The organism is Streptomyces sp. Edi2 (assembly GCF_040253635.1).
In the GTDB taxonomy this organism is placed as follows: domain Bacteria; phylum Actinomycetota; class Actinomycetes; order Streptomycetales; family Streptomycetaceae; genus Streptomyces.
The window spans coordinates 5,350,795-5,374,194 of record NZ_JBEJGX010000003.1; the positions used below are offsets into that span (position 1 = coordinate 5,350,795).

The 23,400-nt window shown below is 70.5% G+C and carries 22 protein-coding genes, 1 tRNA gene and 1 pseudogene; 11 read left to right on the plus strand and 13 right to left on the minus strand.

Annotation, left to right across the window (positions count from 1 at the left end):
- Positions 1–376: 376 nt before the first annotated feature.
- The 6 genes from ispD to ABR737_RS26985 all read left to right on the plus strand — a co-directional run bounded on the left by ispD (position 377) and on the right by ABR737_RS26985 (position 6,703).
- Positions 377–1,123 (plus strand): 2-C-methyl-D-erythritol 4-phosphate cytidylyltransferase, encoded by a 747-nt coding sequence (gene ispD, locus ABR737_RS26960; protein WP_350252934.1) that lies wholly within the window; start codon positions 377–379, stop codon positions 1,121–1,123.
- A complete protein-coding gene (gene ispF / locus ABR737_RS26965; protein ID WP_350256934.1) occupies positions 1,116–1,661 on the plus strand; it encodes a 2-C-methyl-D-erythritol 2,4-cyclodiphosphate synthase in 546 nt (181 codons plus the stop codon). Before ispD ends, ispF begins: the two co-directional genes overlap by 8 nt.
- A 168-nt stretch (positions 1,662–1,829) precedes the next feature.
- Positions 1,830–2,234, plus strand: coding sequence for a PPOX class F420-dependent oxidoreductase (locus ABR737_RS26970; RefSeq protein WP_350252936.1), 405 nt, complete (start codon positions 1,830–1,832; stop codon positions 2,232–2,234).
- Between the two features lie 113 nt (positions 2,235–2,347).
- Positions 2,348–3,742: a cysteine--tRNA ligase gene (cysS, locus tag ABR737_RS26975; RefSeq protein ID WP_350252937.1), complete on the plus strand. Its 1,395-nt coding sequence runs from the start codon at positions 2,348–2,350 to the stop codon at positions 3,740–3,742.
- Between the two features lie 128 nt (positions 3,743–3,870).
- Positions 3,871–4,827 carry a 23S rRNA (guanosine(2251)-2'-O)-methyltransferase RlmB gene (gene rlmB, locus ABR737_RS26980; RefSeq protein WP_350252938.1) on the plus strand — a complete coding sequence of 319 codons (957 nt, stop codon included), beginning with the start codon at positions 3,871–3,873 and terminating at the stop codon, positions 4,825–4,827.
- 202 nt (positions 4,828–5,029) lie between these two features.
- A complete protein-coding gene (locus ABR737_RS26985; RefSeq protein WP_350252939.1) occupies positions 5,030–6,703 on the plus strand; it encodes a DoxX family protein in 1,674 nt (557 codons plus the stop codon).
- Between the two features lie 355 nt (positions 6,704–7,058).
- Here ABR737_RS26985 and ABR737_RS26990 read toward each other — a convergent pair whose 3' ends face one another.
- From ABR737_RS26990 to ABR737_RS27000, 3 genes are all read right to left on the minus strand, one after another.
- Positions 7,059–7,787 carry a nucleotidyltransferase family protein gene (locus tag ABR737_RS26990; protein ID WP_350252940.1) on the minus strand — a complete coding sequence of 243 codons (729 nt, stop codon included), beginning with the start codon at positions 7,785–7,787 and terminating at the stop codon, positions 7,059–7,061.
- A gap of 30 nt (positions 7,788–7,817) precedes the next feature.
- Entirely contained in the window at positions 7,818–8,234 is a 417-nt protein-coding gene (locus tag ABR737_RS26995) for a hypothetical protein (RefSeq protein WP_350252942.1), read from the minus strand.
- Between the two features lie 253 nt (positions 8,235–8,487).
- Complete coding sequence (locus tag ABR737_RS27000) at positions 8,488–9,624, minus strand: ABC transporter ATP-binding protein (RefSeq protein WP_350252944.1); 1,137 nt, start codon at positions 9,622–9,624, stop codon at positions 8,488–8,490.
- 176 nt (positions 9,625–9,800) lie between these two features.
- On the opposite strand from ABR737_RS27000, the gene ABR737_RS27005 reads away from it, so the two are divergent.
- Positions 9,801–9,874 (plus strand) — tRNA-Thr (locus ABR737_RS27005).
- Positions 9,875–10,371: 497 nt separating this feature from the next.
- On the opposite strand, the gene ABR737_RS27010 is transcribed toward ABR737_RS27005, so the two are convergent.
- The 8 genes and pseudogenes from ABR737_RS27010 to ABR737_RS27040 all read right to left on the minus strand — a co-directional run bounded on the left by ABR737_RS27010 (position 10,372) and on the right by ABR737_RS27040 (position 17,703).
- Complete coding sequence (locus ABR737_RS27010) at positions 10,372–10,698, minus strand: MerR family transcriptional regulator (RefSeq protein WP_350252945.1); 327 nt, start codon at positions 10,696–10,698, stop codon at positions 10,372–10,374.
- A 776-nt stretch (positions 10,699–11,474) separates the two neighbouring features.
- Positions 11,475–11,726 (minus strand): AdipoR/hemolysin III family protein, encoded by a 252-nt coding sequence (locus ABR737_RS43980; protein WP_502964544.1) that lies wholly within the window; start codon positions 11,724–11,726, stop codon positions 11,475–11,477.
- Between the two features lie 41 nt (positions 11,727–11,767).
- A pseudogene (locus ABR737_RS43985) lies at positions 11,768–11,869 on the minus strand (PAQR family membrane homeostasis protein TrhA); the annotation flags it as partial.
- 658 nt (positions 11,870–12,527) lie between these two features.
- Complete coding sequence (locus ABR737_RS27020) at positions 12,528–14,042, minus strand: DEAD/DEAH box helicase (protein WP_350252947.1); 1,515 nt, start codon at positions 14,040–14,042, stop codon at positions 12,528–12,530.
- Between the two features lie 282 nt (positions 14,043–14,324).
- Positions 14,325–14,528, minus strand: a complete 204-nt coding sequence (locus ABR737_RS27025; protein WP_069775160.1) for a cold-shock protein — start codon at positions 14,526–14,528, stop codon at positions 14,325–14,327.
- A gap of 683 nt (positions 14,529–15,211) precedes the next feature.
- Entirely contained in the window at positions 15,212–15,808 is a 597-nt protein-coding gene (locus ABR737_RS27030; RefSeq protein WP_350252949.1) for a hypothetical protein, read from the minus strand.
- 142 nt (positions 15,809–15,950) lie between these two features.
- Complete coding sequence (locus tag ABR737_RS27035) at positions 15,951–16,337, minus strand: hypothetical protein (protein WP_350252951.1); 387 nt, start codon at positions 16,335–16,337, stop codon at positions 15,951–15,953.
- 499 nt (positions 16,338–16,836) lie between these two features.
- Positions 16,837–17,703, minus strand: coding sequence for a LysR family transcriptional regulator (locus tag ABR737_RS27040; protein ID WP_350252952.1), 867 nt, complete (start codon positions 17,701–17,703; stop codon positions 16,837–16,839).
- A gap of 259 nt (positions 17,704–17,962) precedes the next feature.
- Between ABR737_RS27040 and ABR737_RS27045 the strand changes: the two genes are divergently transcribed.
- The 4 genes from ABR737_RS27045 (at position 17,963) to ABR737_RS27060 (ending at position 21,551) form a co-directional block, all read left to right on the plus strand.
- Positions 17,963–18,970 (plus strand): alcohol dehydrogenase catalytic domain-containing protein, encoded by a 1,008-nt coding sequence (locus ABR737_RS27045; protein ID WP_502964509.1) that lies wholly within the window; start codon positions 17,963–17,965, stop codon positions 18,968–18,970.
- A gap of 109 nt (positions 18,971–19,079) precedes the next feature.
- Positions 19,080–19,862 (plus strand): SDR family NAD(P)-dependent oxidoreductase, encoded by a 783-nt coding sequence (locus tag ABR737_RS27050; protein ID WP_350252956.1) that lies wholly within the window; start codon positions 19,080–19,082, stop codon positions 19,860–19,862.
- Positions 19,863–19,904: 42 nt separating this feature from the next.
- Complete coding sequence (locus tag ABR737_RS27055) at positions 19,905–21,008, plus strand: flavin monoamine oxidase family protein (RefSeq protein ID WP_350252958.1); 1,104 nt, start codon at positions 19,905–19,907, stop codon at positions 21,006–21,008.
- A gap of 6 nt (positions 21,009–21,014) precedes the next feature.
- Positions 21,015–21,551 carry a DinB family protein gene (locus tag ABR737_RS27060; RefSeq protein WP_350252961.1) on the plus strand — a complete coding sequence of 179 codons (537 nt, stop codon included), beginning with the start codon at positions 21,015–21,017 and terminating at the stop codon, positions 21,549–21,551.
- Positions 21,552–22,013: 462 nt separating this feature from the next.
- Here ABR737_RS27060 and ABR737_RS27065 read toward each other — a convergent pair whose 3' ends face one another.
- Entirely contained in the window at positions 22,014–22,790 is a 777-nt protein-coding gene (locus ABR737_RS27065; protein WP_350252966.1) for a polysaccharide deacetylase family protein, read from the minus strand.
- Positions 22,791–22,793: 3 nt separating this feature from the next.
- On the minus strand, positions 22,794–23,396 hold the full coding sequence (locus ABR737_RS27070) for a GNAT family N-acetyltransferase (protein WP_350252968.1): 603 nt from the start codon (positions 23,394–23,396) through the stop codon (positions 22,794–22,796).
- Positions 23,397–23,400: the final 4 nt, after the last annotated feature.

The window sequence follows — 23,400 nt, forward strand, 5'->3', positions numbered from 1 at the left end:
GCGACGACGTAGCAATGCCGCGGTGCCCGAGTGACGACCGCTTCCCAGTGAAGCGGCCTGTTGCCGGGCGCTGCGGCATATCTGCTGCTGTGTCATGAGCCTCATGCACCGGGTCATGTGAACCGGGTCATGAGCTGTGCGATCTTGACTTATGAGGTGGTGACCTGCCGGGACCGGCAAGCGCCGACCACCTGTGGTGTGTGCCGGGCCCGGGCAGTTGCCTCGACCGGTGTCACGGAAGGGGCCGGTCAAGGCGTCGCGCCCGGCACTTCCCCAGCCTCCGGCCGGGGCTACCCCCAGGGCCATACCCACCTCTCCCGAGGAAACAAACCTGTCTGCGTCAATTCCGGGCTCGCCCCGGACTCCGGAGCCGTCGATGCCAGATTCCTCCCGTCCGATCCGCACCGCCGTGGTGATCCCCGCCGCCGGCCGTGGTGTCCGGCTCGGTCCCGGCACCCCCAAGGCGCTGCGCGCGCTGGGCGGCACCCCCATGCTGGTGCACGCCGTCCGCGCGATGGCCGCCTCACGCGCCGTCTCGCTCATCGTGGTGGTCGCCCCGCCCGACGGCGCCGCCGAGGTCAGCCACCTCCTCCACGAGCACCCGCTCGCCGAGCGCACCGACCTCCAGGTGGTCCCCGGCGGCCAGACCCGCCAGGAGTCCGTACAGCTCGGGCTGGCCGCGCTCCCGGACACCATCGATGTCGTGCTGGTGCATGACGCCGCGCGCCCGCTGGTCCCGGTCGAGACCGTCGACGCGGTGATCGCCGCCGTACGCGACGGTGCGCCCGCCGTCGTCCCGGCGCTGCCGCTCGCCGACACCGTCAAGCAGGTCGACCCGCAGCCGCACGGCACCCCGGAGCCGGTGGTCGGCACTCCGGAGCGGGCCCTGCTGCGCGCCGTGCAGACACCGCAGGGCTTCGACCTGGCGACCCTGCGCAAGGCCCATGACACCGTCGTCGAGGGCGAGGGCGCCACCGATGACGCCGGGCTGGTCGAACGGCTCGGGTCGCCGGTCGTGGTCGTCCCGGGGCACGAGGAAGCGTTCAAGGTGACCCGGCCGCTGGACCTGGTCCTGGCCGAGGCCGTACTCGCCCGCAGGAGGGCCACCGATGGCTATGTCTGAGCAGCACGCAACCCGGCCCGCCGGGGACGCCCCGGCCGCGGTCCCGCCCGCCGTCCTCCCCCTCGTCGGCATCGGCACGGATGTGCACGCCTTCGAGCAGGGCCGTGAGCTGTGGTGCGCCGGGCTGCTCTGGGATGCGGCGGAGAGCGACGGCTACGGCCTGGCCGGGCACAGCGACGGCGATGTGGCCGCACACGCCGCCTGCGACGCGCTGTTCTCGGCGGCCGGCGTGGGCGATCTGGGGGCGCACTTCGGCACCAGCCGCCCCGAGTGGTCCGGTGCCTCCGGGGTGACGCTGCTCGCCGAGGCCGCCCGGATCGTCCGGGCCGAGGGCTTCACCATCGGCAATGTCGCGGTGCAGGTCATCGGCGTCCGCCCGAAGGTCGGCAAGCGGCGGGACGAGGCCCAGAAGGCGCTGTCGGCGGCCGTGGGCGCGCCGGTCTCGGTCTCCGGTACGACCTCGGACGGACTGGGGCTGACCGGCCGCGCCGAGGGCCTGGCCGCGGTCGCCACGGCGATCGTCTTCCGCACGGCCTGAACCGGCGGGCGCGTCCGTCCTTCCGTATGCGGCGCCCGGCATCCCCCGTATGGCGTGGGAATGCCGGGCGCCGCACGGGTGTTGGGGGGAGGATCGGGGTATCGCCGTCCCCGGGAAGCCTCCCGAAGGCCCCCGGAAGCCCCGGAAAGCCCGCAGGAAGGACCGCTCGTGACTGCCACCCTGTCCGACGACCTCAAGCAGCTCCTCGATACTCCGGTCTTCGTGACCGTGGCGACCGTCCAGCCCGACGGCAGCCCCCAGGTCTCCCCGGTCTGGGTGAAGCGGGACGGCGGCGACCTGCTGTTCTCGACGACCGTCGGCCGGCGCAAGGAGGCCAACCTCCGCCGTGACCCGCGGGTCTCGGTCGTCGTCCAGCCCTTCGACGCCCCGTACACCTACGCGGAGGTCCGCGGCTCCGCCTCCCTCACCACCGAGGGCGGGCAGGAGCTGATCGACGAGCTGTCGCGGAAGTACACCGGCAAGCCGTACGCCGAGTTCAACCCGGAGTCGGGCAAGGACGCCGAGCGGGTGGTCGTCCGGATCACGCCGCGTAAGGTGGTCGGCAGTATCTGACGGGTCCGCCGGAAGCGGCGGCAGGTCCGGCGAATCGGACGCCGATGACGGATACGTCACCCTGTGGCCCAATGGGTCGCGGGGCACTGCCTCGTTCCGACTACCCTGGTTCCGTGACGATTCGCCTGTACGACACCAGCGCCCGGCAGATTCGCGATTTCACCCCGCTCACGCCGGGCTGTGTCTCGATCTACCTGTGTGGTGCGACCGTGCAGGCCGCCCCGCATATCGGGCACATCAGGTCGGGGCTGAACTTCGACATCATGCGCCGCTGGTTCGAGTACCGCGGCTATGACGTGACGTTCGTGCGCAATGTCACGGACATCGACGACAAGATCATCAAGAAGTCCGCCGAACAGGGCCGCCCGTGGTGGTCCGTGGGCTATGAGAACGAGGTCGCCTTCAATACGGCGTACGACGCCCTCGGCTGCCTGCGCCCGACCTACGAGCCGCGTGCCACCGGCCACATCCCCGAGATGATCGAGATGATGCGCGGCCTGATCGAGCGCGGTCACGCCTACGCCGCCGACGGCAACGTCTACTTCGACGTGAAGTCCTTCCCGGGGTATCTCCAGCTGTCCAACCAGGAGTTGGACAACCTCCTCCAGCCCTCCGGCGAGGGGGAGACCGGCAAGCGGGACCCGCGCGACTTCGCCATGTGGAAGGCGGCCAAGGAGGGCGAGCCCAGCTGGGAGACCCCCTGGGGCCGCGGCCGGCCCGGCTGGCACCTGGAGTGCTCGGCGATGGCCCACAAGTACCTGGGCGCCGCGTTCGACATCCACGGCGGCGGCATCGACCTGATCTTCCCGCACCACGAGAACGAGATCGCCCAGGCCAAGGCCTTCGGCGACGACTTCGCCGCGTACTGGACCCACAACGCCTGGGTGACCATGAGCGGCGAGAAGATGTCCAAGTCGCTGGGCAACTCCCTGCTGGTCTCGGAGATGGTCAAGCGCTGGCGCCCGATCGTGCTGCGCTACTACCTGGGCACCCCGCACTACCGCTCGATGATCGAGTACAGCGAGGACGCGCTGCGCGAGGCCGAGTCCGCCTTCGCGCGGATCGAGGGGTTCGTCCAGCGGGTCGTCGAGAAGGCCGGGACCGTCGAACCGGCGCCCGACGTGCCGCCGGCCTTCGCCGAGGCGATGGACGACGACCTGGGCGTCCCGCAGGCGCTGGCGATCGTGCACACCACCGTCCGCCAGGGCAATTCCGCACTGACCGCCGACGACAAGGAAGCCGCGGTGGCCCGGCTGGCCGAGCTGCGGGCGATGCTCGGGGTGCTCGGTCTGGACCCGCTCGACGAGCGCTGGTCCGGCGGCGGAACCGGCCGCGGAGAAGACCTCCACGGCGTGGTGGACTCCCTGGTGCGCCTCGTCCTCGAACAGCGCCAGGCCGCCCGCTCCCGCAAGGACTACGCCACCGCCGACGCCATCCGCGACCAGCTCCAGCAGTCCGGACTCGCCATCGAGGACACCCCCTCGGGCCCGCGCTGGTCGCTGTCCTGACCCTGGCCCCACGCCCCGCCGGCCACCCGGATTCGCCTCGCACGGCGGCCGCGGGCGACACTCAATCCATACGTTCGTACCCACTCCACGTCGCGAGACGTCGAGAGCAGTGAAGAAACAGGTGACCCATGGCCGGCAACAGCGAGCGCAGGAACCGCCGCACGTCCAACAAGAAGGGCGCGCAGGTCGGCAGCGGCGGTAAGCGGCGCCGGAGCCTGGAGGGCAAGGGCCCGACCCCGCCCGCCTCCGCTCGCAAGGGACACGTCAAGAACCGCGTCGCCAACGCCCAGGCGAGGCAGGCCGCATCGCGCCGCCCGGCCCCGCGCCGCGGCGGTGCCAAGGGCACCGCCGAGCTGGTCGTCGGCCGTAACCCGGTCTTCGAGGCGCTGCGCGACGGCGTGCCCGCGACCACCCTCTACGTCCAGCAGTTCATCGACACCGACGAGCGGGTGCGCGCCGCACTCCAGCTCGCCTCGGAGCGCGGCGACATCAACCTGATGGAGGCGCCGCGCCCCGAGCTGGACCGGATGACCAACGGCCTCAACCACCAGGGCATGGTCCTGCAGGTCCCGCCGTACGACTACGCGCACCCCGAGGACCTGGCCGCGGCCGCCTTCGACGTCGGTGACGACCCGCTGATCGTCGCGCTCGACGGCGTCACCGACCCGCGCAACCTCGGCGCGGTCGTCCGCTCCGTGTGTGCCTTCGGCGGCCACGGCGTGGTCGTGCCGGAGCGCCGCGCGGCCGGGATGACGGCAGGCGCGTGGAAGACCTCGGCGGGCACCGCGGCCCGTACGCCGGTCGCGCGCGCCACCAACCTGACCCGGACCCTGGAGTCGTACCAGAAGGCCGGCCTCACGGTCGTCGGGCTGGCCGCGGACGGCGAGCTGGAGCTGCAGGACGTCGAGGCGCTGGACGGTCCGGTCGTCATCGTCGTCGGCAGCGAGGGCAAGGGCCTGTCGCGGCTGGTCGGCGAGACCTGTGACGTCCGCGTGCGGATCCCGATGCCGGGCGGCGCGGAGTCGCTGAACGCCGGTGTCGCGGCCGGTGTCGTCCTGTGGGAAGCGGCGCGCCGCCGCGCCTGAGTCACCGGTGCCCCGGGGCGGTGCGCACCTGTGCGCCGCACCCCGGGGCACGACCTGACCCTCTGTGCGCCCTCCCCGTGTCCCGGAGGGCGTCTGCCCCGTCTCCCGTGCGGCGTCTCTCCCGGCTCCCGTGATCCTTTGACGGGTCTCGGACAGATCGACCCGGTCAAGGCAGTGTCTTAACCGGGGGTCACTCGGTTAGATGAGCGTGGACACCAGAACACCCCGCACGCCTACGGGGGGACGCTCGCCGGGCTTCGATGACGAGCCGGGCCTGAGCTCGGTCAAGGTGCCGTGCGATCCCGCGCAGGTCATCGTCAACCACGCCAGTTTCCGCGTACAGCTCGCCGCGCCCGCGGCGCGCGGCGCCCTGGCCGACGCCGCGCGCATCCCCGCCCTCCGCGGCTCGGCCCCCGGCGCCAGACGCCGGACGCCCGTGGTGTGGAGCGGCCGCACCGAACCGGGCGGCACGGCCGGCGCCACCACCCAACTCCTGCACGCGGTGCGCAACGCGGGCGTCGGCCTCGACGGCGGCCAGGGCGAGGACGTCGGCACGACCCAGGTCCTGCCCCGGGTCCGCCTCGGCGACGCCGCCCCCGCCACGACCGTGATCGGCCAGCGCGGCCCCGCCGACTCCGACCGCACCCCGCTGCTGCGCGGCGTACGCCCCGTGGGCAGCGCGTACGGCGACACCTACCACGACCACCCCTACCGCGGTCCCTACGACGGCCGCGGCCAGACCGACGACGGTCACGACGACGGTTACGACGACGGTTACGACGACGGTTACGACGACGACCGGTTCCAGGCACCGGACGGCTACGACCCCGGCGCCAAGCGGCGCGGCACCGACAGCGTGCGGCACGCGTACTACCCGGGCCGCCGGATGAACCTCGGCGTCGTCCTGCTGCCGCTGCGCATCTTCCTCGGACTGATCTCCGTCTACGCCGGCATGGGCAAGCTCTGTGACCCCGTCTACTTCGACGGCGGTGAGCGGGGTTCGATGGTCAAGTGGCTGCAGGGGCTCGACCCCTGGGCGCTGGCCGTGCCGCTCCGCGACTTCGCCGTCTCGCACCCCGTCGGCGCCGGCCTGACCGTCGCCTTCCTCCAGGTCGTCGTCGGCGTCCTGACCATCTGCGGACTGTGGCAGCGGGTCGCCGCGTCCATCGGCGCGCTGCTCTCCGCGGTACTGCTGATGACCGTCAGTTGGCGCACCCTCCCCGCCTACGACGCTCCCGACATCATCTACCTCGCCGCCTGGAGCCCGCTGATCATCGCGGGTGCGCCCGTCTACTCCATGGACGGGCGGCTGGCCGGCGAGGCCTGGCGGCGCCTCGGCCCCCGCGTCGAGGTCGCCGACCTGCGGCGCCGGGTGCTGCGCCGCGGCGCGGTGATGACCGCGGTGGTGGCCGGACTGACCCTGCTCATCGGCTCACTGCTCGGCGGCGCCGTACGCTCCGCGACGGTCGCAACCGTCCCGCGGCCCGGCGAGCCCGCGATCAACAACCTCCCCGGCTCCCCGCTGCCCCGCCCCGGCAAGCACACCGCCCGGCCCGGCCAGCGTCACAAGGGCAGCGCCGCACCGCGCCCCGGAACCCCCTCGGCGAACGCCTCGCACAAGGCGCGTAAGCCCGGCACCCCGTCCGCGTCGACCTCCGGCACGGGACGGTCGGCCGGCAGCGGCGGCCTCTCCCGGCAGCCGGGAGCGACCACCAGCGCACCCCAGCAGACCGTGCCGACCCGCGACCCGGTACCGAGCCACGTGCCGACCTCGGCGGGCGGCACCGGCGGCGGCACCACCGGCACCGGCAGCACCGGCTCCAGCGGCTCGGGCAGCGACTCGGGCGGCGGAAGCCTCGGCGGGCTTCTGGGCTGACCCGGGGGCCTGGGCCTGTCGCCGGCCCTGGGCCTGTCCCTGATCCCTTACCTGTCCCCGATCGTCCCGCTCCTCGTACGGCCCGGATCCACCGGCTGTGAACGGGGAGGGGGAGCGGTCGGGGACAGGTGTGTGTGTGGGGCGGGGGAGCGGGGCGGGCGCGTGTGGGGTGGGTGAGAACGGGGCGAGCGCGTGCGGGATGGATGAGGGGCGGGGCGAGCGCGGCGGGCGGCAGGGGGAGCGTGCCCGGTGCCGGTGGGTGGCAGGAGGGAGCGTGCCCGGTGCCGGTGGGTGGGGGCTTGAGGGGTCTGCGAGAGGGGCCTACGGGGGCTCAGGGGCCCGGGGGCCTCCCTCCTCAACCTCCGTGCGCGCTCAGCTCCTTGGCGGCCTCGGTGAGGTCCTTGGCGGTGTCGATGGCACGCCAGTAGGCGCCCTGGGGCAGCGGGAAACCGGCGAGCCGGCGTTCGCGGGCGAGGCGCGGGAAGGTGGTGCGCTCATGGTCGCCGCGGTCGGGCAGGAGCTCGGCGAACGCGGCGGAGAAGACGTAGACACCGGCGTTGATGAGATACGGCGAGGGCGGCGACTCGATGAAGTCCAGGACGTGTCCGAACGCGTCGGTCTCCACGGCACCCCAGGGGATACGGGGGCGGGCCAGCGCGAGGGTGGCCTCGGCATCGCGCTCGTGATGGAAGGCGGCCATCTCCCGGAGCGGGAAGCGGGTCCAGATGTCGCCATTGGTGGCGTACCAGGGCTCGTCAGGGCGGGGGAGGGAGCCGGCCGCGTACTTGAGGCCGCCGCCGCGGCCCAGCGGCTCGGTCTCGACAACGGTCGTGACGCGCAACGGCAGTTGGGCCCGGTCCAGCCATTCCTGGAGTACCCCGGCGAGGTGCCCGCAGGAGACGACGGCGTCCGTGACGCCTTCCTCGGCCAGCCAGTTCAGCTGGTGGCCGATGATCGGGGTCCCGGTGCCGGGAATCTCGACCATCGGCTTGGGGCGGTCGTCGGTGTACGGGCGGAGACGTGAGCCCTGGCCGCCGGCCAGGACCACGGCCTGCGTGGGGTGAGGATGCTGGGCACCTGTCATGGTTCGCACCCTATGCGGTGCGAGCGGGGGTCACTGGGCGGCGGCGACGCCGGTGGCGAAGGAGGTGTCGCAGACCGGGCGGGAGAAGGCCTGGGCGCGGTGTGCGGCACCGTACTTGGCGACCGCGGCACGGCCGAGGTCACGGGCGATGGAGACGCAGTGCTTGGCCAGCGAGGGCCGCTTGGTGGTCGCCTCCTGGAGGTGGGTCAGGGCGACGCCCGGATCCTTCTCCTGGAGCTCGACCAGGAGGCGCTTGCGCAGGGCCTCCTGGGGCGCGAGCGGGCCGGCCTTGGTGGAGGCCCTCCCGGACGATGCGGTCAGTACCTGGGAGTCGGTGGCCGTCGACGCCCACGGGACGCGGGTGACCGCGAGGGTTCCGGAGAGCACGAGGACGACGGGAAGGACGAGGGCGAGAGTTCTGCCGATGCGGCGGGCTGCGGAGTTCACGGTCGCGATGGTAGCGAGGAGTGATGATTTGGCGACATTTGGTCACCTTATCGAGGGACGCAATGGCTCGTCGGTGCGGTTTCGATGTTGACGCACGGATACGAAAAGCACGGTTATGTCCCTATGGTGCCGCCACGGCGCCACCGCCCAACGCAGCGGCGGCGGTGGTGGTGGGTAGTACCGGGTACTACCCACCACCACCGCTCTCGCGCGCCGGTTGTCCCGTATCAGTCGGGCCGGGCCGGGACCCGTATCAGTCGGTCAGGCGCTCCCCGGACGACGTCGAGAAGACGTGCGTCTCGCCCGGCCGCGGAACGACGTGCAGCCGGGTGCCCTTGTCCGGGACCTGGCGGCCGTTGACCCGTACGACGAGGTCCTTGACCTCGCCGCCGACCTCCGCGGTGCCGTAGACATAGCCGTCGGCGCCCAGCTCCTCGACGACATTGACCGTGACGGCCAGGCCGGCCGGTGCGTCGGCGGTCTCCTTGGACAGCGACTTCGCGGCGGCGCCGTTCTGCTCGACGATCTCGAAGTGCTCGGGGCGCACGCCCACAGTCACCGTCGTGTCGCCCTTGTCGGCGGCCGCGGTCAGCGCCTCACGGCTGACGGGGACGACGCTGTTGCCGAACTTCACACCGCCGTCCGTGATCGGCACCTCGACCAGATTCATGGCCGGCGACCCGATGAACCCCGCCACGAAGAGATTCGCCGGCCGGTCGTACATGTTCCGCGGCGAATCGATCTGCTGCAGCAGTCCGTCCTTGAGCACGGCCACCCGGTCGCCCATGGTCATGGCCTCGACCTGGTCGTGGGTGACGTACACCGTCGTGATCCCGAGCCGGCGCTGCAGCCCCGCGATCTGCGTACGGGTCTGGACGCGGAGCTTGGCGTCCAGGTTGGACAGCGGCTCGTCCATGAGGAAGACCTGCGGCTCCCGGACGATCGCACGCCCCATCGCGACCCGCTGCCGCTGACCGCCGGACAGCGCCTTGGGCTTGCGCCCCAGATACTCCGTGAGGTCCAGGATCTTGGCCGCGTCCTCCACCTTCTGCCGGATCTCGGCCTTCGGCACACCGGCGATCTTGAGCGCGAAGCCCATGTTGTCGGCGACCGTCATGTGCGGGTAGAGCGCGTAGTTCTGGAACACCATGGCGATGTCCCGGTCCTTCGGCGGAAGGTGGGTGACATCGCGGTCCCCGATGCGGATGGCGCCTCCGTCGACGTCCTCCAGCCCCGCGAGCATCCGCAGAGAGGTGGACTTGCCGCATCCGGAGGGGCCGACCAGGACCAGAAATTCGCCGTCTTCGATGGCGATGTCCAGTTTGTCGACGGCGGGCTTGTCGGAACCCGGGTAGATGCGGGTTGCCTGGTCATACGTGACCGTAGCCATGGTGAAGTCCCTTCACCGGCAGGAACGTGCCGGACGATCCGAGTAAAAGGAGTGGTGTAGTCCACTGATATGGACTCTCCGTGACGCTACCCGCAGCCGCCCCCGGTGTCAGTAGCCCCGCACTCACGAATTTGGGAACCCGCACCCGGCCCACCTGGGTACACTGCTTCACGCACGCCTCCTTAGCTCAGCTGGCCAGAGCACCGCTCTTGTAAAGCGAAGGTCGTCGGTTCGAATCCGACAGGGGGCTCTGAGCATGTCGCGCTGAACTGGGGTTTCTCCCTGGGGAGGCGTCTTGTTCGGCCTCGGACTCCTCGTCCGGGGCCGTTTGCGTGCGTGGTGCGTGGGCGGACGGGGCACCAGAGCCGCGCTGAGCCGCGGATTCCCCGGTGCCGTCCGCTGCGGGTTCGGCTCCGGATTCCTCGTCCGCTTCGAGGTCCGCCTCTGCCTCGGCGGCCGGGCTCACCCGATGGACCGGCGTGGCGCGGCGGCCTTCCCTCCTTGCCCCGGACCACGCCACCCGGGCGGCAGCATCGGAGCCTGCCCGGCCCTCCAGGGCTGCCGGTGGTCGGCCATGGGCTGGGGCGTGGCGAGTTGGCCAGGCGAGGCAAGGCCCTCTTGAACCTCGGTGCGGCGGACGGGCCTGGTTCACGGTGTTGGCCCGGCCGCCGGGGCAACGTCTGCCGCCGCGGGTCAGGTCGCGGCCGCAGCGGTGCTCAGCTCGGGCAGTTCGGTCTCGAAACGCTGTTACGAGGTGGCGCCACGGGTGCGCAGGTCTTCGTTGATGCGCTGGGCTTCTTCGAGTTGGTCTTCGAGGATGATGATGCGGCAGGCGGCTTCGATGGGGGTGCCGGCGTCGACGAGTTCGCGGGCCCGGGCGGCGATGCGCAGCTGGTAACGGGAGTAGCGGCGGTGGCCGCCCTCGGAACGCAGAGGGGCGATCAGTCGGTGCTCGCCGAGGGCCCGGAGGAAGGCGGGGGCGGTGCCGATCATTTCGGCGGCCCGGCCCATGGTGTAGGCGGGGTAGTCGTCGTCGTCGAATTTGTCGACGGGGCGGGAACTGCGAGGGGGCATAGACCTCTTCTTTCGGGGACGCGTCGAGGGGCCCGAGTGCCGTACTGGCACCCGGGCCCCGAGCTTTAACACCATCTACCGGCTGACTGCACCGGCCTTCTTGTTCCGCTGGTCCGCCTGGGAGGGCGGAAGTGCGGGGATCGCGGATGCGTGACCGGGGACCACCTTCCAATCCGGGGTCTGCGGTACCCGAGCGGTGTTCTTCCTCGCTCGGGCGATCCTGATGGCGTCTGCTCCTTACCTCATTCGGTTACTCGGTTGTACTGCTGGATATCGCGGGTACTGCATGCGGCCCCTGGGGTCGCTCGGCCCGGCAGTCAGTGAAGGAACCCACCATTTCCGGTCCCGCCACTCCACTGCCGTTCCGCATCCTGCCTGACCTGCTCGCACGGCAGTTCATCTCTGCCGTGCCCTCTTCGACTTCTTGGGTACGGGAAAACACTAACCCCCGCACACGCCCATGTCTACTCCCGGCGTGACAGATTTTCTCAACAGTCAGTGAGTGGACTTCTGCCTCATGCACGCCCCGAAGAGTGCCATCCGGGGTGAAGACCGGCCGGGCGCAAGCTGAGCCCGGCCGCACAACCGACCCAAGCGGGGTGTGAGCGCATGAATGACACGGCGGCAACCAGCACGACAGCTCCGAGGCCCCCTGTCGCCACGGGACAGCCCTTAAGCCGGCAGATGGTGTCCAAATCCCGCGGGGCCCTGGTGTGTGCTCGGCACCAGGGCCCCGCGATGCATTCCCCGATCAGAGGTGCAGATGTCCGCAGAACTCAGACGGTGGGGGAGATGCCGATGTCGTGCGCGGTGAAGCCTGCCACGGTCAGGGCGCGTACGGCCGCTCCACCGGTGTGCAGCAAGTCGGGCAGGTGGCGCACCGGCGCCTGGCCCAGGGCCAGGTAGCAGGGGGTATGCAGCCAGCGGGGAGCTCCGGCCCAGAGGGCGCGGAAGGCGATGCCGGCCAGCGCACCCGTCCACACGATCCACAGCGGGACGGGCCGCTGGGCCGAAGGGAGGAGGAGCACGGCCGGGGGCAGGTGCCGGCGATGATGAGGAAAATGTTGGCGTGGTCGAGCCGACGCAGAGCGGCCTCGCCGAGCGACTCCCAGGTGCCGCGGTGGTAGACGGTGCTCGTCCCGAAAAGCAGCACGGCGGTGACGGAGTACACGGTGCACGCCAGGGCAGCCTGCGGGGTCCGGGCCAGGCGGATGAGGGCGACGCCTTGTCATCAGCGCGGCGGGGACCGTTGCGGCGTGGAGCCGGCCACGAGGCGTCGGCTTCATCGGCTCCACCAGGCCGGCGGCCCGCTTCACCAGAGCGACAGCCGGGTGAGGGCCCTCCCCGGCACTGTCACGGTGCGCCTCACGGGGTTGGCCGGCTGGAGCACCTTCTCCCCTCGCCGGAGCGAGGGGCACACCTTCTCCCCTCGCCGGAGAGAGGGGCACACCTACTCCCCTCACCGGAGCGAGGGGCATACTTCGGATTCGGCAGCGTCGCGGGACACAGCCTCCGCCCGCCGTCGGGCTGTTGAGCCTCGCTGACAACCAGGTAGCCATGCCAGGAGCCTCCCCCAACAGCGTTTGGGGTGTCCGCCGCGCACTCCCCCACGCCTGCACGGCGCGGGGGACCTCAGTCCGCGTTGTCGGGATCCTCCTGGTACACCCAGTACCGGGACGATCCTCCGTCGTGCGATCGCGCTCGGCATCCGGTGGCCGATGTGGAGCCGAGACGGATGGGGCACAGCGAACGAAGTGCACCAGACACCGCGAGGCCCGCCCTGCGGGCGAACGACGGGACTTTGAAGACAGGCCCTGGCCAGGCGATGGCTAGGCGGCCGGGGCCGAGGAGGTCTGCCGCGCAGTCGGTGTCGCGGTTCGGGCTGATCCCGTGGCACGGCGGGCCTGGGCGGGGCGGCTGCGGCGGCCGCGGGTGGAGGAACCGCTGCGCTTGGGCCGCTCGACGACCGGGGCGGCGATGGTGACGGGAACCCCGGAGGGTGCCTGCGCGCCGGTGATGCGGCTCAGTTCGGCCTCGCCGGAGCGGACCTGGGTGGACTGCGGCGTGATGCCCGCGTCCGCCATCAGGCGGTTCATGGTGCGGCGCTGGTTGGGCAGGACGAGGGTGACGACGCTGCCGGACTCGCCTGCGCGCGCGGTGCGTCCGCCGCGGTGCAGGTAGTCCTTGTGGTCGCTGGGCGGGTCGACGTTGACGACGAGGTCGAGGTTGTCGACGTGGATGCCGCGGGCGGCGACGTTGGTGGCCACCAGGACGGTGACATGGCCGCTCTTGAACTGGGCCAGGGTGCGGGTGCGCTGGGGCTGGGACTTGCCGCCGTGGAGCGCCGCGGCGCGGACACCGCTGTTCAGCAGGTGCTTGGTGAGGTTGTCCACGGCGTGCTTCGTGTCCAGGAACATGATCGACCGGCCTTCGCGGGCGGCGATCTCGGTGGTGGTGGCGTGCTTGTCGGCGCCGTGGACGTGCAGCACGTGGTGCTCCATCGTCGTGACCGCACCCGCCGAAGGATCGACGGAGTGGACCACCGGGTCCGTCAGATAGCGCCGGACCAGCAGGTCGACGTTGCGGTCCAGGGTGGCCGAGAAGAGCATCCGCTGCCCCTCGGGACGGACCTGGTCGAGCAGAGCGGTGACCTGGGGCATAAAGCCCATGTCGGCCATCTGGTCGGCCTCGTCCAGCACCGTGATGGCGACCTGGTTCAGCCGGCAGTCACCGCGTTCGATGAGGTCCTTGAGCCGTCCCGGCGTGGCGACGACCACCTCGACCCCGCCGCGCAGTGCGCTGGACTGGCGGCCGATCGACATTCCGCCGACGACGGTGGCCAGCCGCAGCTTGAGCGACCGGGCGTAGGGGGTGAGGGCGTCGGTGACCTGCTGGGCCAGTTCACGGGTGGGGACCAGGACCAGCGCCAGCGGCTGGCGGGGCTCGGCGCGCTGCCCGGCGGTACGGGCCAGCAGGGCCAGACCGAAGGCGAGCGTCTTGCCCGAGCCGGTGCGACCGCGGCCGAGAACATCGCGTCCGGCCAGCGAGTTCGGCAGCGTGGCGGCCTGGATGGGGAACGGGGCGGACATGCCTTCCGCGCTGAGGGCCGCCAGCAGCGTCGACGGCATGTCCAGCTCGGCGAATGTCTCGGCCGGGGGCAGGGCGGGAGTGTGGGTGACGGGCAGGGCGAACTCTCCCTGCGGTGTCGCGGGACGCCGTCCGGGGCCCCCGGAACGACCCGTGCCCGAGCGGTTCGGCCCGCCGGAGCGGTAGCCACCGCGGCCTGAGCCGGACGAGCCGGCAGAGCGGGAATAGCGGTCATTCGTGCGAACTGTGCGGTTCATGGAGAACCTTCCTCGATGCGGTACGTCGAGGAATTCTCGGCGGCAATGAGCCGCACACAAAGAATCGCAAGAACGAACCGATGAAATGAGAGGGAACGAAGCGGGGCGGAAATATGTCGACCCTGCTCGCCGGAGCAGGACCGGCAACGCCGCAAAGAAGTGCAACTCGCTGCCCGCACGCCGCGTGTGCGGCCGTTGTGGGGCAGGCGGGAACACCGAAACGCAACGAGCTGGGGCCCGCACCCAAGGTGCGGGCCCCAGCTACGGTGTTACGCGTATGCGTCAGGCGGGAACGATGTTCTCGGCCTGCGGGCCCTTCTGGCCCTGCGTGACGTCGAAGTTCACCTTCTGGCCTTCCTGCAGCTCGCGGAAGCCCTGGGCGGCGATGTTCGAGTAGTGGGCGAAGACGTCGGCGCCGCCACCGTCCTGCTCGATGAAGCCGAAACCCTTTTCCGCGTTGAACCACTTCACGGTGCCAGTAGCCATGTCATATCTCCTTCGGGGCAGTGCCCGGAGCTCACGCCGTGCGAGCTCCGTATCGCTGCGTTGATTGCCCGTCCGGAAATAAACACCCGGAAATACGAAAGCGCTCCGCCATCTACGACAGCGAGCGCGCTTGAAGTCTTGGGAACCACAACTGCAACTGAGATCGACGGTAGCACGGTATCGGCGGCCCTGCGCGGCACATGATCCCGACGCTTTCGGGAGCGTAAAAATCCCTTACCGCCCCGGTGGCCATTTCTGTAGTTGCGGCGTGAGATATTCAGCAGCGGCGCACGCCCGTATTCGACCGGAAATGCATCGGCCTCCCCGGCCGCCGCCCTGGCTCCGCAGGCGCGGGCCGGGCACCATCCGTGTCTGGGCGAACCGCACCGCACGACCGTCGGGGACAGTTCCGCGGCGCGGCGCGTCGGCAGCGGCGCGCCGGGTGAGCTCGCGGGGGCAGGGCATGACGTCCCTTTCCCGCTCGGCCCGCTGGGCATCTCCGGAGTCATGAGCTCATGCAAGCACCCGTCCCATCCTGGAGGACGGGTGCCGGCGAAGCCGCAGCCGTGCGGTCGAGGGCAACGCGAGCGCGCAGCGGGACGGAGGAGCGCTGCCCACAGGCCGGCCCGGGGCGGCGGAGCCAACCCGGCACGCGGCGCTCGGCCATGGGGGAAGTCTTGCTTCTATTGCTGCAGCAGAGGAAAAACTACACCAGTAACAGTAGATATTCGTAGTTTGCGTGGATAGTTTCTGGCATGGCGGACGAAGCCAGATGAGAGTGGCAGGCGCAAACTGAGGCCCGCCGGGCACACCACGGGAAGAGATGGTGGCCGTCCAGCCGTACCGGTGCTGATTCTGCGCGCCACGTGCGCGGTGCGGCGCAGGCGTCGGGTGAGGCCCGAGGCGGTGTACAGGCCGGCGGTGAGGGTCAGCACGAGCGCGACGGCCGCCGAGCCGATGATGGCCTGGTCCAGCCCGCGGAGGGAGGCCGCATGCCGGCTGTAGTCCTGCCGGACGGCCAGCGCCTTGCCGTTGGCCGGGGCGACCGCCCACATCGTCGGATCGCCGTTGTGCCGGCCGAGCTGGGTGCCGCGCTCACCCCGCCGCGCCATGTCGTGCAGCTCGGGGGGCAGGCCCGCGGGGTCCAGCGCCGCACCGCGTCCGAGGGGTGTGCCGGCGATGTACGCCTTGACCGTGCCGTCCAGTCGGCTCAGAGCCTCGTGGCGGGCCTGGTTCTCGGTCTGCAGGCCGACCAGTACATGAACGAGGACACCGAGCACCGTGGCGAGAAAGACAGCACATGACCACGATGAAGAAGGCGGCCTTCCGGCGCAGCGTCGCCGTGAGGGCGGAAAGGCGTGGTCCTATCCCGGACCGGCCGGCGCTCACCGCGTGCTCCTCGGGGTGGCCGTCGGGTCCGCGTCATCGCTCGTGGAAGTCGTGGTCAATGGCCTGCCTCTGCTCGTTCCACGAGAAGACCAGGCGTCTGTCGTCACCGGCCGGCTCCCGAAGGATCAGATCGTGGCCCGCCACTTCCACCGACTCTGGAACGCCACCACTGTCAAGGATCTGGGTCATCACCCCGTCCTTGATCGTGAAGACCCACAGGGCCAGGGAGTCAGGCCCGTCTCCGGTCCGGTCTTCGATGCCGACGATCAGCTCATCCTTCCCGTCGCCGGTCAGATCCTGGTACTGGGGAGCCCGTACGGGGCACTGCTTCCGGTCGGTGTCACAGCCGTAGATCTTCTTCTTGAAGTCCGGTTGGAGCGCCGCGCCCGTAGGGTTCACCCCCGCAGCGGTCTGCGCCATGCGGCGAGCCTACTCAGGCCTGGCAGGACAGCGCGTACGCCTCCGCCGCTACAACGGTGTCCCGGAAGCGCAGGAACTCCGCAAGCGGGCAGCCCGGTTGGCGGTCGGCACTCAGGTCATTTGAGGGGGCGGCTCGCGCCGATGATGTGCGCGATGGCCCGCTCGCAGGCCCAACAGGCGCAACCTCGTGATGCGTTGGGGGTTGGTTGCGGTGTCGGACAGAGGGTTTCGTAGGTCCGGATCTCGGGGTTCCGCGGTGGCACCGGGCACCGTGTCGAGGAAGGGCTGCTGGTGGCGCTCGTGGACCGTGGCAGCCGCGGGGCGGTTGGCTTGCTCCACCTACAGGGTGTTTCGAAATAAGCCTTGGTTATGTCTTTCCCTGCGGCCCGCAGGATCGGTTCGGGCGGGCGGCTCGCACAAGCTACGTTGCGCCGCGGTCGGCTGATAGAGGATCACGAGTGATGGCGCCATAAGCATTGCTCATGACCGGTATTGAGCCCTACGGGGTGAGGGCGTCGATGAGCTGGTCGAGGTCGGCGCCCAGGGGCGTGTCGCAGTTCCACACCGCTTCGTAGGCGATCTCGACGGGCCGGCCCGCCTGCACCAGGGGGCGGCAGGAGGAGTGGGGGTGCGCGAGCTTCGACACCGGAAGCAGTGCGGCCCCGAGGCCCATGCCGACCCACTCCTCCAGGACCCGGTAGTTCGACGCCTCTCCGGGATAGGTCTGCAGGGGCAGCTGCTGTTCGCGGAAGAGGTCCGTGGTGAAGGTGGTGAGTCCGCAGGTGTCGGGCACGAGGATGTACGACGCGCCGGCTGCCGCCGCCAGCTCCAGGGGAGCGTCGGCGACGGTGGAGTTCGGGTCGACGACCACGACCGCCTCACGTGCGATGACCCGGTGCTGGAACTGCGGCATGGGGGCGACGGCCGGTGCCAGCATGATGTCCAGGTCCCCTGCGGTCAGCTCCGTGCGCAGGTCGTCGAGATTGGCTTCCCGCAGGACCAGGCTGCGCGGCTTGTCGAGCGCTCGGGCAGCTCCGAAGGCGCGGGCCACCAGATCGGGGCCGATCAGCGGGGAGACGCCCATGCGGATGGTGTGCGGCGCAGGGTTCGCCAGCTGCTGCGCCTCGGCGCTGACGGAGTCGAGCGCCGACAGTGCCCGGTCGATGAGCGGCAGGATCCGGGAGCCCGCCGGGGTGGGCTTGACGCCGCGCGGGGAGCGGTCGAACAGCTTCAGGCCGAGCTGCTCCTCAAGGCGTGCGATGCCGTTGGACAGCGCCGGCTGTGTCACGCCGTAGGCGCGTGCGGCCGCGCTGAAGGACTTCGTCTGTGAGACGGCCTGTGCGTACCGCAGTCCCTCGACATTCATGGGCTTCACCCTCCTCAGCCATACACGCTGCCTATGGCCATATTCACGATGATCCTCTACCGCCGCACCGTGGGCCGATCTACCTTGGGCGGCGACGACAGACACCATCCAGTGTCCCTCACGCCGGCGGGCAAGGCCCAAGGTCATAGCCAATGCCTATTTCTTTGAGGCGAGGGACCGTCGATCAGCACATACAGCACATACAGCACATACCTAGGAAGGGGTCATCGTGGTCACTGACGTCCCGCAGCACCGGGCCATGCAGGTCACAGGGGCAGGCGAGAAACTCACCCTCAATCGGGTGGAAGCCCCGTCCCTTGCCGCCGGCCAGGTCCGTGTCGCCGTGCATGCCTGCGGTGTGTGCAACGCCGACGCAGGCACCGTCACCGCCGACCGTCCGGAAGCCGGTTTCCCCATCACACCCGGGCACGAAGTGGCCGGCGTCATCGAAGAACTCGGCGAGCACGTCACCGGCTGGCAGCGGGGTGACCGCGTGGCCGTCGGCTGGTTCGGCGGGAGCTGCGGCCACTGCACCGCGTGCCGGCGGGGCGATGTCGTGCACTGCCCCGAGCGGCAGATTCCCGGCCTGTCCTACCCGGGCGGCTGGGCGGAGTCCCTCACCGTTCCCGCTTCCGCACTCGCCAGGATCCCCGACGGTCTGAGCATGGCCGAGGCCGCACCGTTCGGCTGTGCGGGGGTCGCCACCTTCAATGCCGTACGCAACGGCGGAGCGCGACCTGGCGGCCGGGTCGCGGTGCTCGGCATCGGCGGACTCGGGCACCTCGCCGTCCAGTTCGCCGCCCGCATGGGCTACGACACGATCGCGATCGGCCGCGGCCCCGAGAAGGAGGACCTCGCCCGTTCCCTCGGCGCCCGCCACTACATCGACAGCACCGGCCGGCAGCCCGGGGCCGCCCTGCGCGCCATGGGCGGGGCCGACCTGATCGTCTCCACCGCGGCCGCCACCGCCCCGCTGGCAGAGGCCATCGACGGTCTCGCCCCGCACGGTCACCTGGCCGTCGTCGGGCTCGACGGGGAGCCGCTCCCCGTCCGCCTGGACAAGCTCATCCTGCACGCGCGGACCATCGGCGGACACCTCACCGGCAGCCCGGCCGACACCGAGCAGGCCATGCGCTTCGCACTCACCAACGGAATCCGCCCCCGGATCGAGACTCTCCCCCTCGACGGGGCCAACGAGGCCCTGGACGCCGTGCTCGCCGGCCGAGCCCGGTTCCGCATGGTCCTCACCACCGGCGGCCGGGCATGACAGCGACTCCCCTGCCCCGCCGCGACTGCCGCTGACCCCGGCCGCGAGCGCCTCCGGCACGGGCACCGCCACTCATCCACCCACGCACCACGAAACCAAGGAGCACCTCATGTCCACCACCGCGCCCCCCTTCGGCGGCCGTAAGGCCCTCGTCATCGGCGGTACCAGCGGTATGGGCCTGGCCATCGCGCGCCGCATCGTCCAGGGCGGCGCAAGCGCCGTCGTCGTGGGCCGCCGCCAGGACAACGTCGACACTGCCGTCAAGGACCTCGGCGGCCTGGGCACGGTATGGGGCATCGCCGCCGACATCACCGACGCGTCGCAGCGCACGGCCCTGCAGGAGACCCTCCGTACCGAGCACGGCGACGCCACGCTGCTGGTGAACGCCGCCGGTGTGTTCTCCCCCAAGCCGTTCCTGGAGCACACCGAGGCGGACTACGACGCCTACCACGACCTCAACAAGGCCACGTTCTTCCTGACGCAGACCGTCACTTCCCGGATGGCCGAGGGCGGGCAGGGCGGCGCCGTCGTCAACCTCGGCTCCATGTGGGCCCACCAGGCCATCGCCGCGACGCCGTCCTCCGCGTACTCCATGGCCAAGGCGGGCCTGCACTCCCTCACCCAGCACCTGGCCATGGAGCTGGCGCCGCACCGCATCCGCGTCAACGCCGTCGCTCCTGCCGTGGTCCGCACTCCGATCTACGAGGCGTTCATCCCGAAGGAAGAGGTCGACACGGTCCTCGACAGCTTCGACGGCCTGCACCCCATCGGCCGGGTCGGCACCCCAGACGACGTCGCCGCCACCGCCGCCTTCCTCCTGTCCGAGGAGGCCGGCTGGGTCACCGGCGCGGTCTGGGACGTCGACGGCGGCGTCATGGCCGGACGCAACTGACCCCCTTACCCACACGCCCGACAGGAGCAGGAGAGCAGCGGCATGCAAGGGACCCGGCCCCACGACGTGGACGTGGACGTGGTCGTCATCGGCGCAGGCATCGCAGGACTGACGGCACTCGGCGCGCTCATCGCGGCCGGGCAGAACGCCATCTGCGTCGAAGCACGCGACCGCGTCGGCGGCCGTCTGCTCTCCGCTCCCACCGCTCACGGCCCCCTGGACCTGGGCGCCACCTGGTTCTGGAGCCACGAACGGCGCGTGACCCGTCTGGTGGACGATCTGGACATCGACACCTTCGGCCAGCACATCGCCGGTGACGCGCTGTTCGACGACGGTAGCGAGGTGCGCCGTTTCGGCGGCAACCCCATCGACGTACCCGCCTACCGCTTCACGGCGGGCGCCGCAGCCCTCACGGACCGGCTGGCCGCCACCCTGTCCACGGACGCGGTACGCCTGAGTACGCCGGTGACCGCCCTCCGCGCGGACAACGGCGCGGGCATCCTGGTCTCCACCGCCGAGGGTCATCTGCGTACCCGGCACGTGATCCTCGCCGTCCCGCCGGCTCTGGCGGTGGCCCGTATCGACCTCCCGCCGGCGCTTCCCGACTCCCTGATACGCCTCGCCCGGTCGACTCCGGTGTGGATGGGGGCGGTCGCCAAGGTCGTCGCCCAGTACCCGGCGCCTTTCTGGCGCGAGGACGGGCTTGCCGGGGCAGCGGTGAGCAGGAGCGGCCCGTTGCAGGAACTGCACGACATGTCCGGCCCCGGCGGCTCGCCCGCGGCACTGTTCGGATTCGCGCCGGGGGCCTCCATGCGGCCCGGCCGCAACCTCGCGGACGATGCGGTCTCCCAGCTGGTACGCCTCTTCGGTCCGCAGGCGGCAGCTCCCCAGAACGTGATCGTGCAGGACTGGAGCCAGGAGCCCTGGACCTCACCCCCACGCGTCCGCACCCAGACGGCCCACTCCCGCTTCGGGCACGAGCTCTACACCCGGCCCGCGCTGGACGGCCGCCTGCACTGGGCCTCCACCGAGACGTCCACGGAGCACGCAGGCCACATCGAAGGAGCCGTCGCGGCCGGTGAACGGGCCGCCGCGGCCGTACTTGACCACGCCCGGCCCACCACCCAGACGACCCGGAACCGGTGACCCACCATGTTCGACATCGAGGAGCTCCTGCGCGAGTACGACCGCGCCCGCGCCTACACCGACCAGCTGTGGCGGGACCTGACGGGCGACGAGGTGCTGTGGCGCCCGCACCAGGAGTCCAGCGCGATCGGCTGGCACCTCGGCCACCAGGCCCACGTCGCCCACTTCATGGTCCGCAACCTCACCGCTGCCGAACCCAGCCCCGATCCGGCACTCGACGCGCTGATGGACGCGGCCACACCAGAGTCCGAGCGCGGCTTCCTGCCCGTCCCGCAGCGCCTGGCCACCTTCCGCACCGCCGTCGCCGAACGCGTCCACGCCCGGATGAACGACATCGCCGACGGCAGGGTCGGCGCGCCGGGACAGCTGACGATCGTCGCCCAGCACCTGCTGACGGCCCTGATCAACCACGAATACCAGCACGACCGGTGGATCGGCGAAGTCCGCAACCGCGATCTCGGGCACGCCCTGCCACCGCACCCCGAATCCGACAAACTCACCCTCGTCGATGGCTATCTGATGGTGGCTCCTGCCGCACCCTAGCCCCCGCGACATCCCGCACTTCAGACGCCGTTGAAGGCCGTCTCGGCAGCCCCCCAACCGCCTACGTGCCGTACGACTGTGTGCCGATACGCCCGAGCCGCCGAGCCGCGGAGCATCTTCAGCGAGACGGGCCACCAGCGTGCCTCCGCTCACGGTCGAGTGCGCGCGGAGTCACCACGACAGCAATCGCCGCGGAGGCTGTCAGCGCGGTGTCGTTGAGCCCCACCGTTTCTGTCAAGAACTCCAAAGGGCCGCGGCCGGAAGCCCAAACGACGCGTCGGTGCAAGGCGGTGGAGAAACCCACAAGCCACGGCACCGGGCGGCGGCCTCGGCGATTGCGCGGTCGGTCTCCGGCAGCGAGCTCGTGTAGGTGTCCGCGTCGGTTCCGCCCGTAGGGCAGCCCTTCTGCTTGCCGGTCGGCGAAGCGGCGAAGGGCTGCCGCCCACTGCGTGGGGCGTGACGTCATCGCTCGGTCGTGGCCGGCCGTTCGCCCGTGGGAGCCGATGCGTGAGCGGTTGTCCCGTCGAGGAGCCGGGTGAGGGTGACCGGGGTCAGCCCCGCGGCGCGCAGGCCGTTGAGCACGCGTGGCAGAGCGTTGGCGGTCTGTGGGGCGTTGGGCCCCCCGAGGTGCATGAGGATGATGGAGCCGTTGGTCGCCCGGTCGAGGGTCTGTTCGACGATCTTGTCGGCGGAATCGCAGAACGCGTCGCCTGACACCACGTCGAAGTCCACGACCGTGACGGCCGCCGGCGCGATGGCGCGCAGTGCCGTCTCGTCGTAACAGCCACCGGGGAAACGGAAGTAGCGGGTGTACCGCGGTGTCGTTTTCCGGAGGTGTTCGATCGGCCGGACGACTTCTTCGAGCATTTCCTCGGGGGGCGCGTATCCGAGGGTGAAACACTTCCTCCGGAAAGCACGGTGGGTCTGTGAGTGCGTCGCCAGATCGAACAGCTCGTCAGCGGCCAGATAGCGGGTTTCGGCCGGGTATTCCTCCATCCAGAGGCCGGTGAGGAACATCGTCGCGGGCACATTCGCCCGCTGAAGTTCCTTGACCACCTGCATGTTGGCGTACGAGGCGACCTCGCCGGACGCGAGGCGCTTGCGCATGTGCGCCGTGAGGTCCGCGTCGAATGTCAGCGCCACCTCGCGCCTGGTGCGAGGACCGTGCCGCACCACCGGGGGAAGGGAGTCGGGAGCTGACCAGCCCGGCGTGCTCTCGTCGTGAGTGATCCGCGTCACCGCTCAGCGCCTCCGGTCGTACACCGGAAGTCGAAGCCGCCGGTGGAACTCGGCCTCACGGTCGTCGTGCAAATAGCGCACCATCTTGACCTGCGGGCCCCACCGTTCGTCGACGTTGTAGCCCTCTATGGTGAATCCCGCGCGGAGTTGCAGAATGATGATGGCCCTGTTGTTCGGGTGGTGTTGGGACGTCAGCCGTTCGTACCCCAACGCCTTGATGTATCCGAGAAAATGAGGGTAGAAGCGCTCGGTAATTCCAGTGTGGCGATACTCGGGGACGATACCCACGGTGCGCACGTAGAACGTCTCGTGGTCCTCCACCTCCCCGGTCAGCCAGCCGGCCACGGACCCTTTGCCGTCCCGGAGCAGCAGGTACTCCCGGTGTGTGTCGTCGCGCTGCGCGCGAATCCGATCGACCGCCTCGCGACGTTCCGGTGGTATGGCGAAGGATCGCTCGGATTCCGGGAAGACGCTGTCGTAAATCCGTCCGGTCTCCGCCCTGAAGTGAGCGGCATCGGTGCAGACGGTCACCTCGGCATCGATGTCGGGTAGGGCAAGCGGGAAAAACGCATTGCGTGTGTGGTTGAGATGGTGCGTGAACGACATGGCG